The following is an 11,444-nucleotide window of genomic DNA, read 5'->3' on the forward strand; positions in this document are numbered from 1 at the left end:
TGAGCATGCGTAGCCTGCTGCTGTGCCTGTGTGTAATGCTTGCTGCGCCGATGGCCCATGCCGAGCGGTTGAAGGATATCGCCAGTGTTGCCGGTGTGCGGAGCAACCAGTTGATCGGTTACGGTCTGGTGGTGGGTCTGGTCGGCTCTGGTGATCAGACCAGCCAGACGCCGTTCACGGTGCAGACCTTTAACAACATGCTGACCGAATTTGGCATTACCGTGCCGCCGGGAACGCGTATCCAGACCAAGAACGTCGCAGCAGTGGCCATCCATGCCGAATTGCCGGCGTTTTCCCGTCCTGGCCAGACGATCGACATCACCGTTTCCTCTATCGGTAACGCCAAGAGTCTGCGCGGCGGTAGTCTGCTGATGACACCCCTCAAAGGCATTGACGGGCAGGTGTATGCGATTGCCCAGGGCAATCTGGTGGTGGGCGGTTTCGGCGCCGAGGGTGCCGATGGCTCGCGTATTACCGTTAATGTGCCGAGTGTGGGCAGGATCCCTGGCGGCGCTACTGTCGAACGCGCGGTCACCAGCCCCTTTGCCAGTGGCGATCACCTGGTATTCAACCTCAATCGGCCGGACTTCACCACCGCCAAGCGGGTGGTCGACCGGATCAACGACACCTTTGGTGAAGGTGTAGCCCAGGCCCAGGATGCCGGCTCGATCACCGTGCGTGCACCGATCGACCCCAACCAGCGGGTTGACTACATGTCGATGGTCGAGAATCTTGAAGTGAATCAGGGCAATGCCGCTGCGAAGATCGTGATCAACTCGCGCACCGGCACCATCGTGATTGGTCAGGATGTGAGAGTGCAGCCCGCCGCGGTAACCCACGGCGGCCTGACCGTGACCATCAGCGAGAATTTCCAGGTCAGCCAGCCTGACGCACCCTTTACCGACGGCCAGACAGTGGTGACGCCCAGCTCGCAGATCAATATTGAAGAGGGCGATAGCCGCATGTTCGTGTTCAATCCGGGTGTGTCGCTGGACGAAATAGTGCGTGCGGTCAATCAGGTGGGAGCCGCTCCCGGCGACCTGATGGCCATTCTTGAAGCCCTGAGACAGGCCGGCGCATTGAACGCCGAGCTTGTGATCATCTGAGCGAGGACGCGACCATGAGCCCGAATGGCATCAGCTACACCGATCTCAACTCCATGAGTGAGTTGAAAGCCGGCTCCAAGGCCAACAGCCCGGAGAACATGGAGCGCGTCGCCGAGCAGTTCGAATCCTTGTTCATGAACATGATGGTCAAGAGCATGCGTGATGCGAATCAGGCCTTCGCCGAAGGCAATCCGCTGAATACGCCGCAGACCCGCTTCTACCAGGACATGTATGACAATCAGATGTCGGTGCATCTGTCCGAGAAACAGGGGCTTGGCCTGGCCGACGTAATGATGCGGCAATTGTCACCGGAGAAGACGCCTGCTGCCTCAAATACCTCGCTTGAGCGTCCAGTGCTGAAAACCGATCTGCCGGTAGAGTCGTCGAAAGGCAACATGACCGGCGGCGTACCGGATCACTCGGCGCTGCTGGCCAAGCGTCGTCTGGGCTTCTCCCTGGGGCATGGCGCCGCGCAAATGGCTCTGGCCGCTAATGTACCAACGCCCGCGTCTGCGCCGGTGCAGGCCGAACCTGCCCAGGCATGGCAGCCGCTGCGCGCTATGCAGGGCGTGGCACGCAGCCAGCCAACTACCGCTGATGCGATTGCACAGGGCGCTCGCGTTTCCAGTGCCGGGCCGTCGCGTTTTGCCGATTCCAGCGAATTTGTCCAGGCAATGCTGCCGATGGCAGAGAAGGCCGCAGCGCGTCTGGGCGTTGATCCACATTATCTGGTGGCTCAGGCTGCACTGGAAACCGGCTGGGGCAAATCGATCATCAAGCAGCCTGACGGCAGCAACAGCCATAATCTGTTCGGCATCAAGGCCCATGGGGGCTGGCAGGGCGAGTCTGCTAATGTGACAACCCATGAATATCGCAATGGCGTTAAGGGCCAGGAGCGCGCCAACTTTCGCAGTTACGCATCCTTCGAGCAGAGCTTTGACGACTACGTAAATTTCCTCGAGGGCAACGGCCGCTACAAGCAAGCACTGGCCCGCACCGAGAACCCGGACACCTTCTTCCGTGAATTGCAGCAGGCTGGTTACGCTACAGATCCCCAGTACGCCCGTAAGGTTTCGCAAATCGCCCGTCAGTTGTTGAGCGACGCCGGTACCTCGCAGGCTAGCCAGGTTGCCCAGACCGGCGACAGCTCCAGCGCGGGCAGGGCATAAGCATGGCAGATCTCTTCGGCATTGGACTCAGCGGACTCAAGGCCAGCCAGACCAATCTGGCGGTCACCGGGCAGAATATAACCAACGTCAACACGCCCGGTTATAGCCGTCAGACCGCCGTGCAGGCTGCCCGGGACCCTAGTTTCAGTGGCGCCGGTTATATTGGCAATGGCACGAATATCGTCGATGTACAGCGCGTTTATAACGAATTTCTTACCAATCAGGTCCGCAGCAGTACCGCGATCAATTCTGAGACCAAGGCCTTCCAGACGCAGATGGAGGAGCTCAATACCCTGCTTTCGGGCACCGCAACCGGCATCACCCCCGGCCTGCAGAACTTCTTCGACGCGCTGCAGACCTCGGTTGAAGACCCCGCCAGTCTGCCGGCCCGCCAGTTGTTTCTCTCCGAGTCAGAGGGTCTGGCGTCGCGTTTCAATACAGTGCAGACGCGGCTGTCGACTCAGACCGAATTCATCGGTCAACAGATGGGCACCCTGACCAGCCAGGTGAGCCGACTGGCTGAGTCGGTTGCGAAGTTCAACGATTCTATCAGCCGCGCGGTGGCCAACGGTTCGGAGCCCAACGATCTCCTGGATGCCCGGGAGGAGGCTGTGCGCCAGCTCAGCGAGCTGATTGGGGTGACTGTCGTCCCACAGGATAACAACATCATCAATTTGTTTGTTGGTTCAGGACAGCCGCTGGTAGTTGGCAAGGAAGCGTCCAGCCTGCAGGTGGTGCGCGGCACAGCCGATCCGTCACGTGCGGAGGTGCAACTGGTCAGTGGTGGCTCCGCCCAGGGCATTACCAGCCTGATTAGTGGCGGTCAGCTTGGCGGTCTGATTCGCTACCGTGAGGATGTGCTCGATCAGGCGCTGAACTCGGTAGGTCGTCTGTCTTTGTCGATTGCCGATGAGATCAATAGCCAGCTGGGACAGGGCCTGGACATTAATGGCCAGGCCGGTGGCCAGTTGTTCAAGGACATCAACAGTCCGGACCAACTGGATCTGCGCAGCCAGGCGCGGCCGACAAACAGTGACCCGAATACAAAACTGAATGTATTCATTACCGATACTTCCGAGCTTAGTACCTCCGACTATGAGGTGCTTTTCAGCAGTGCTACCCAGTACAGCATTCGGCGGGTGAGCGATAACCAAGTCACCGGTCCGCTCACGCTTGATACCAATCCACTGCCACCCGTAGGGGCCGAGCCTGCGACTACGGTGGACGGCTTTGCCATTACCCTGCCGGCCGCTGGCAGCGTTGCCGCGGGAGACCGCTTTCTTATTACCCCAACACGCTATGGGGCCGGCGGCATGGAGTCGGTGATGCAACAGCCCGAGGAGCTGGGTTTCGCAGCGCCTGCGAATGCTGACACCAGTCTGAATAACCGTGGGACAGCCAAGATCACCCAGCCGACGCTGGTAGATGGGCCGCAACCGATTAATCCCTCTGATATGCAAGGCTTCCTGCCGATAGTGATGAAGTACAACGGGGTCAGCGGCGAGCTGGAGCTCAGCAACGCCGCGAGTACCGTTACACCAGCTACTATCGCGATCACGCCTGGGCAGACCAATACTCTGGAGTGGTCAGTTGGCGATTACCAATTCAGTATGAAGATGACGGGCACACCGCTTCAGGACGATACCTTTGATATCAGGTTCAACTTGGGCAAGTCGGATAACCGTAATGCGCTGGCGCTGTCAGAACTGCAGACGAAGGCGGTGCTTGGTCAGGCCGACGGCCGTGCCGGTTTCTCTTTTGTTGACGGCTACGGCGATCTGGTTCAACGAGTGGCGACCTTTACCGCTCAGGCGCGTTCGGACAGTGATTCCAGTCAGGCCGTACTCAAGCAGGCGACCAATAATCGCGATTCGGTATCGGCGGTCAATCTGGATGAGGAAGCGGCGAACCTGATCAAGTTCGAACAGTATTACAATGCTTCTGCACAGGTACTACAGGTTGCACGATCTTTGTTCGATACACTGATAAACAGCATCCGCTGACAGGTGACAGGCAATGCGTATTTCGACGATACAGGCATTCAATAATGGCAATCAGGGTATCCAGGACAACTACGCCAAGGTAACTCGCACCCAGGAGCAGGTCAGCTCCGGCAAGCGTCTGCTGTCGCCCGCCGATGACCCGGTCGCAACGGTGCGGCTGCTGCAGCTCGACCAGGAAGCCGGACGCCTGGAGCAGTTCAAGTCCAACATGAGCGCCGCGACCAACAGCCTGAATCAGGAGGAAGCGACGCTCAATTCGGTGACCAATATCCTTCAGCGGGTACGCGAGATCACCCTGCAGGCGGGCAATGGTGCGCTGGATGCTTCTGACCGGCAGGCGCTGGCCCAGGAGCTGAACGAGCGTGAGGAAGAACTGTTCGGTTTGTTTAATAGCCGCAACGCCCGCGGTGAATATCTGTTTGGCGGATTCCAGAGCCAGACGCCGCCCTTCGTTCGCGCGCCTGACGGAACCTATAGTTACGAAGGTGACCAGGGCCAGCGCTCGATTCAGATTGCCGGCTCCAAGCAGCTGGCAATCAACGATAACGGCAAGAAGCTATTCGTTGATGTGCCTAACGTCAATCGTGTGGTTACCGAGACGACTAGTGGTGGTGCGCGAATTTCACTGGGGGTAGTCGAGGACAAGCAAGCCTATGACACCGCTTTCTATCCTCTCGAAAATGTCACGATTCAGGTAGCTGCGGACGGCAATAGCTATCAGATTTTTGAAACTGCGAATCCGGCTAATGTATTGGTTAACAACCAACCGATCGAGCCGAATGAGGACAACAATCTGCAGATACGCTTTGCCGGTGTAGTTGTTGATATCGACGGTGCTCTGGCGGGCAGTGAGACATTCACCATCAAGCGCGGTGATACCGCCGATACCGGTGAAAAGCGCAGTATTCTTCAGAATATTGCCTTCTTACGCGAGACGCTGGAGAACACTGGGTCTTCGCCGGAAGACAAGCTGGTACGCCGCGACAAGCTGGCTATCAGTCTGGAAAATATCGATAACGGGATGAACAGCGTGCTTAGCGTGCAGACCAGCATCGGTGCACGGCTCAATGTCATCGAATCCACCGGTAACGAGAATGCCGAGGTGTCGCTGATCAATACCAAGGTGCAGGCGGAGCTCTCCGAGCTCGATTATGCTGAGGCGCTAAGTCGCCTGAGCCTGGAGTCGGTGGTCTTGCAGGCGGCGCAGCAAAGCTACGTAAAGATAAGTGGTCTGAGTCTGTTCAACTTCCTGCGATAAACGGACCCTAAAAACCCAGGGGCAGACGCGGCTTGCCGCCGCCAAGCTTCAGGCCCACCTTCAGAATGGTGTCATTGTCTACCGCAGCGACCACCCAGGTATGGCCCTCCCATTCGAGCTTGTCACCGACCACCGGATGGCCGCCGAAGCGCTTGCCGAGAAAGGCCGCAAGGGTAAGCTCGCGAAGCTCCTCAGGCACACCGAATCCGTAGAAACGGCCTACCGCACCTAGTTCGGCATCGCCCTCTAGAATAAAGTCGCCGAAGAATCGGCGATTTTCCAGATAACTTGCTGCATGGGGCTTGCTGAACAGCTTCGACAGGGCCGGCAGGTCCCGGGGTCTGCCTATGATGCACAGCACATCATTCAGCGCCAGGGTAGTACTGCCGCGTGGATGCAGCAGTTCGCTGCCACGAAATACCGCCGCAATGCGTGAGTTGTCCGGCATCGCCAGTTCCCGCAGGCTCACACCGACACACCAGTTGGCATGCTCCAGCTGATAGATCATCACCTCGTATTCGCCATCCACTGCCACATCCAGACTGGTGCGTTGCAGCGGCTCGGGCTGCGGCGGGATCTCTACCTTGCACAGACGGGCAGCCAGCGGCAGGCTGGAGCCTTGTAGCAGGAGCGATACCAGCACGACGACGAATGCGACATTGAACAGCAGCTGGGCCTGCTCCAGGCCTGCAAGCAGGGGAAAGATCGCCAATATGATCGGTACCGCGCCGCGCAGGCCCACCCAGGAAATGAACAGCCGCTCACGCCAGGAAAAGACGAAGGGTGCCAGGCATATCAACACTGCCAGCGGCCGGGCAATGAAAATCAGGAAAAGTGCAATCAGGATCGCCGGTCCGGCGATCGGCATCATCTCGCTGGGCGTGACCAGCAACCCGAGCATCAGGAACATGCCGATCTGGCTCAGCCAGGCCATACCGTCCTGCACATGCAGAATATTCTGCAGGTTGTGTACGCGGCGATTGCCCAGCACTACCCCGGTCAGATAAATGGCCAGAAACCCGCTACCACCGATACTGTTGGCGAAGGCGAACACCAGGATCGCGCCACTGGTGATCAGCAACGGGTAAAGACCGGTCGCCAGCTTTACCCGGTTGACCAGGCTTGCAAGCAAAACACCGCCTGCCAGCCCGCACAAGCCGCCAATGCCGAATTGCTGGACGAAAGCAATGAGGAAATGCCAGCTGAAACTTTCCTGGCCGGAAGCGAGCATTTCCACCAGTGTGATGGTGAGAAAGATCGCCATGGGATCGTTCGACCCGGATTCGATCTCCAGTGTCGCGCCTACCCGCTGTTTCAGGTTGAGCCCCTTGCCCTGGAGCAGCGAAAACACGGCCGCGGCATCGGTTGAGCCGACAATTGCACCGAGCAGCAACCCCTGTAGCCAGTGCAGTTCGAGCAACCAGGCGGTGAGTACGCCGGTCAGGCTGGCGCACACGATGACACCGATACTTGCCAGCGACACCGCCGGCCAGAGGCCGACGCGGAAATTCTCTACACGCGTACGCATGCCCCCATCGAGCAGGATAATTGCCAGAGCCAGACTGCCAATCATGAATGCGGTATCGGTGTTGTCGAAAGCGATGCCGCCGAATCCATCCTCGCCGGCGAGCATCCCGATGATCAGGAATATCAGCAGCAGGGGTATTCCCAGCCGCGAAGACAACGAGCTGGCGAGAATGCTGGCGCACAACAGCAGCGCGCCGATAAGAAAAAGCGTGTTGATGTAATCCATGCCGCAGGGCAGCCTTGTTGAGGTATCGTATCGAGTTCTACTATATAGGCTGGTTCTGCGGCGTTGGAGAAAAAATGCCTAATTGTCAGTTGATTGCGACTGAAGGGGATGATGATGGATGCGGATTTCTGGCGTGAACGCTGGCAACTGGGTCAGACCGGTTTTCACAAGTCGCGGGTCAATCCCTTGTTGCAGCGCTGGTGGCCCGAGCTGAATGCGCAAGCCGGGACTACCGTGTTCGTTCCGCTTTGCGGCAAGAGTCTGGATATGCTCTGGCTAAGCGAGCAGGGTTACCCGGTACTTGGCGTGGAGTTGTCGCGGCTCGCGCTGGAAGACTTCATTGACGAGCATGCGCTGGAATGTCAGTGGCACAGTGATGACAGTTTTGCGGTTGCCGAATGTGGTTCATTGACGCTTTTGTGCGGCGACTTTTTTGCGCTGACGTCTGAGCACTTGCGGGACACCAGTGTGATATACGACCGGGCAGCGCTTATCGCGTTGCCGCCACCCATGCGTAAGCGCTATGTGGCACATTTGCGCGAAAATCTGCCTGGTGGTTGGCGGCTCTTGCTGATCACACTCGATTACCCGCAGTCCGACCGCGCTGGTCCGCCTTTCAGTGTCCCGGACGCCGAAGTCAGAGAGCTGTTTGCGGGCTCCGCGATATCGGTATTACACCAGAGTGATGTGCTCGGTGACCATCCGGTGTTCCGTGATCAGGGTATGACCAGTCTGGCTGAAAGGGTGTATCTGATCAGCGATTGCTGAACCCAGCGACTGTTCCACCAGTAGGCCGGGGCTGCGCAACACTGCTAATATCCGGTCTGTTCCCCACCCGGAGTAGCCATGACGGCCGCCCTTGCCTTGTTGTTCAAACTCCTGCCGCTCTACATCACCGTCGGGCTTGGGTGGATTGCCGGACGATTCCTGCAGGCCAGTGGAAGCCATATCGCTGGGATGATGTTGTACATCGTCACGCCTTCAGTCGTGTTCTCCGGCGTAATGAATGCACCGCTCTCGGCCAGCGTCATCCTGCTCCCCTTTGTGGTATTCAGCTTTTGCTCCGTTGTCGGTCTGGCGCATCTGGCGATAGCTCGTGGATGGCTGAACAACGCCAGCGCCAACATTATTCCGCTCTCGGTAGGAACGGGTAATACCGGCTATTTCGGCATCCCGGTAGCGCTTTTGTTGTTCGGCGAGCAGGGGTTGAGTATTTATATTGTCTGTCTGCTCGGCACAACCCTGTATGAGAATTCGGTGGGTTTTTATCTTGCTGCACGTGGGCGGTTCGGAGTTCGCGATTGCCTGCTGAAGGTGGCGAGACTGCCCTCGATCTACGCGTTCTGCCTTGCCGTGGTCCTTAACCTCTCGGGAATCGATATCCCCTCGGTGCTGATTCCGCTGTTTGATAACCTGCGCGGCGCCTACAGCATTCTCGGCATGATGATTATCGGCATGAGCATCCTGAGTTTTCGTGGTCTGGCCGGTGATCTGCGTTTTACCGCTCTGGCATTCTTTGGCAAGTTTGTATCCTGGCCGCTTCTGGCACTCGCATTCTGGTGGCTCGACAGCCAATGGCTGCATATCTACAACCTTGCGGTATACCAGGCGATATTTCTTATATCCATAACACCGATTGCTGCCAACACGGTGGTTATAGCAACGCTGCTGGATACCGAGCCGCAACAGGCCGCGGGCACTACGCTGCTCAGCACAGTCTTTGCGCTGATCTATATTCCGTTGATGGTATCTCTCGTGATTGTCGGGCGCTGACTGCATTTTGCCTGCATGCAAACTGCCTGAGGGAAAAAGGTCTCGTCATGCAAAATGCAATGTCAGAAAAATTGGATGATTTTTAAGTTTATGATTTAAAACAATAAAAAATACAATCAATACTGGCACGTCCCCTGCAGTATCCCCCATATAGGCGATGCCCCGTCTGCTGCAATAACGCTTATTGCCACCGTGAGGGAGTTCAGAATGAAAGCTCGAGATGTTGCTTTTTTTGTCAGTATTCAAGGACTTTTACTGGGCGGGGCATTCCTGCTCTCCTCGGGCGATACGGAAATTCAGAACCCCACCAGTCAGCATCGCCAGGCCACCGAAATCCAGAGCTGGATAGACAACAACGCTACTGCTCAGGCAGCAGCGAAACCGATGAATATGCCCGGTGCCCGCAGACTCGAGCAGGTCGGACAGACCGATTCCGTCGTCGTGGCTCTGGAGCGCGCACGCCATCAGCGCAGTTGGGTTTTCTAGGCGCCGCGCTGGCGCTTTGAGCCGCATTCTCGGTATTAGCCGACGATCACTCAGGATAATTACACCGCACCCGCACCCGCACCCGCACCCGCACCCGCAGGTTTGCAGATTGCACGATTTCTTCTTTTCTCTCCTTTTATGTCTTCTCACCGGTATGGCCGTTGGTCGTTCCGGGACGGTTTGTTGCAGACTTTTCTAATGTTGCGCGGTCGGTGGCCGATATGACGGTTAATATGTCAGAAAGCTCTTTTTTCTGAATGCCAATTGCTCGTTGCGGGTTGTCACAGCCCGCAAACGGCACGAGGAGACTTAAATGATCGCATCGTTACGTAATATGGGCTTTCGCTGGAAACTGACCCTGCCCATGCTGGTGCTTGCCGGCTTTTTCTGTCTGTTGGGCGCAGTGGCCCATATCGGCATGAATGAACTGTCCTCGAGGATGGAGCGTTTCTCCTCGGGCCTGCTACCGCAAGCGACCAATTTGCTCGAGGCGGACCGGGACATGTATCAGGCATTGCTGGCCGAGCGCGCTCTGGTCCAGGGGGTACCGCGCAGCGAGCGTGCGGCCCTGGCGGCGGAACATGCGGGCAATCTGCAGCAGGCGGCGGACAGGGTAAGAATATCCTCGTCACTGGCTGTATCTGCCGAAAATCAGGCTTTGGGGAGCGAGTTTGCCCAGGTCTTTGAAGATTGGAAGCGCGCCACGCTGGAAGTGGTCAGGCTGGCTCAGAGCGAAGCGTTTCAGGACAAGGGAGAGGCCAATCAACTCAGCTTCGGCGAGTCCGCCGCCTTATTCGGCCGCGCGCGCGACCTGATTGATCAGATGACCCAGCTCGTCGATGCCAACGCTGCCGCCGAGTTGCAGGAGGCCGAGCGTGTGACTGCTGCCAATGAAGGCTTTCTTGCGCTGGTGGTAGTGCTCGGATTGATCGTGTGCCTGTTGACCATCGTAGTTCTGCCTACGCTTATCGTCCGTCCGATCCAGGGCATTCTGGCCAGGATACGTGATATCGCAGGTGGCGGTGGCGACCTGACCAAGCGAGTCGAGGTTGCCTCGGCTGATGAAGTGGGCCAGCTGGGGGAGAGCTTCAACTCGTTTCTCGATCAACTGCAGCTACTTATTCGCGAAGTGGCCGAATCAACCTTGCTGGTCGCTTCTGCATCCGAACAGATGAGTGCGATCGCAGCGAATCAGGATCAGCTGGTCAGCGACCAGCATCTGGCTATCGATCAGGTCAGTACTGCGGCGACCGAGATGACCGCAGCCATTCACGAGGTCGCCGACAATGCGCACAGTACTGCCGCCGCCGCCAGTCAGGCCGATCAGCAGGGTCAGGCGACCGCCCAAGTGGTCGGTCAGACCATGGACGCCCTGCGTCGCCTGGCCAAGGATGTGGCAGAAGCCGCAGGTGTGATCAACCGCCTGGAGCAGGACAGCGACAAGATCGGCGGTGTCCTCAGCGTGATTCAGGCTATCGCCGAGCAGACCAATCTGCTGGCGCTCAATGCCGCTATCGAAGCCGCCCGGGCCGGTGAGCAGGGTCGTGGGTTCGCCGTGGTGGCGGATGAGGTTCGGACACTGGCGGCACGCACCCAGGACTCAACGAGGGATATTCAGGAAATGATCCAGAGCCTGCAAACCGGTAGCGCCCAGGCTGTAACCGTAATGCAGAGGGGTGCCGCATTGGCCGCCGAGAGCGTCGATCAGGCCGAGGGTGCCGAGAAGTCGCTTAGCGATACCGCGCAGTCGGTTGTACGCATCAACGACATGGCGGCGCAGATTGCCTCTGCTTGCGAAGAGCAGACCCAGACGACGGAGGAAATTGCGCGCAATATCAGCGGCATTCGGGACCTTTCCGATCAGGCAGCGCAGAACTCGGGTGAAAGCCGCCAGGC

The 11,444-nt window shown here is 57.9% G+C and carries 9 protein-coding genes; 8 read left to right on the forward strand and 1 reads right to left on the reverse strand.

The window, feature by feature from the left end:
* The first annotated feature begins 5 nt into the window (after positions 1–5).
* Genes ABYA88_RS06100 through flgL form a run of 4 tightly spaced genes read left to right on the forward strand, consistent with a single transcriptional unit; the run spans position 6 to position 5,536 of the window.
* A complete protein-coding gene (locus tag ABYA88_RS06100; protein WP_373186077.1) occupies positions 6–1,106 on the forward strand; it encodes a flagellar basal body P-ring protein FlgI in 1,101 nt (366 codons plus the stop codon).
* Positions 1,107–1,120: 14 nt separating this feature from the next.
* Positions 1,121–2,275 carry a flagellar assembly peptidoglycan hydrolase FlgJ gene (gene flgJ / locus ABYA88_RS06105; RefSeq protein ID WP_373186078.1) on the forward strand — a complete coding sequence of 385 codons (1,155 nt, stop codon included), beginning with the start codon at positions 1,121–1,123 and terminating at the stop codon, positions 2,273–2,275.
* Between the two features lie 2 nt (positions 2,276–2,277).
* On the forward strand, positions 2,278–4,278 hold the full coding sequence (flgK, locus tag ABYA88_RS06110) for a flagellar hook-associated protein FlgK (protein WP_373186079.1): 2,001 nt from the start codon (positions 2,278–2,280) through the stop codon (positions 4,276–4,278).
* A gap of 13 nt (positions 4,279–4,291) precedes the next feature.
* Positions 4,292–5,536, forward strand: coding sequence for a flagellar hook-associated protein FlgL (gene flgL / locus ABYA88_RS06115; RefSeq protein WP_373186080.1), 1,245 nt, complete (start codon positions 4,292–4,294; stop codon positions 5,534–5,536).
* A gap of 7 nt (positions 5,537–5,543) precedes the next feature.
* Here flgL and ABYA88_RS06120 read toward each other — a convergent pair whose 3' ends face one another.
* Positions 5,544–7,289 (reverse strand): potassium/proton antiporter, encoded by a 1,746-nt coding sequence (locus tag ABYA88_RS06120; protein ID WP_373186081.1) that lies wholly within the window; start codon positions 7,287–7,289, stop codon positions 5,544–5,546.
* A 114-nt stretch (positions 7,290–7,403) separates the two neighbouring features.
* Between ABYA88_RS06120 and ABYA88_RS06125 the strand changes: the two genes are divergently transcribed.
* From ABYA88_RS06125 to ABYA88_RS06140, 4 genes are all read left to right on the forward strand, one after another.
* Entirely contained in the window at positions 7,404–8,057 is a 654-nt protein-coding gene (locus ABYA88_RS06125; RefSeq protein WP_373186082.1) for a thiopurine S-methyltransferase, read from the forward strand.
* 78 nt (positions 8,058–8,135) lie between these two features.
* A complete protein-coding gene (locus tag ABYA88_RS06130; RefSeq protein ID WP_373186083.1) occupies positions 8,136–9,062 on the forward strand; it encodes an AEC family transporter in 927 nt (308 codons plus the stop codon).
* A 207-nt stretch (positions 9,063–9,269) separates the two neighbouring features.
* The gene (locus tag ABYA88_RS06135) at positions 9,270–9,548 is read left to right on the forward strand and encodes a hypothetical protein (RefSeq protein ID WP_373186084.1); all 279 of its coding nucleotides are present in this window, start codon (positions 9,270–9,272) and stop codon (positions 9,546–9,548) included.
* A gap of 313 nt (positions 9,549–9,861) precedes the next feature.
* Positions 9,862–11,444, forward strand: a 1,583-nt coding sequence (locus ABYA88_RS06140; RefSeq protein ID WP_373186085.1) for a methyl-accepting chemotaxis protein, incomplete at its 3' end; no start/stop codon positions are given.

The sequence above is a fragment of the Halopseudomonas sp. genome (genome assembly GCF_041579695.1).
Lineage (GTDB): Bacteria > Pseudomonadota > Gammaproteobacteria > Pseudomonadales > Pseudomonadaceae > Halopseudomonas.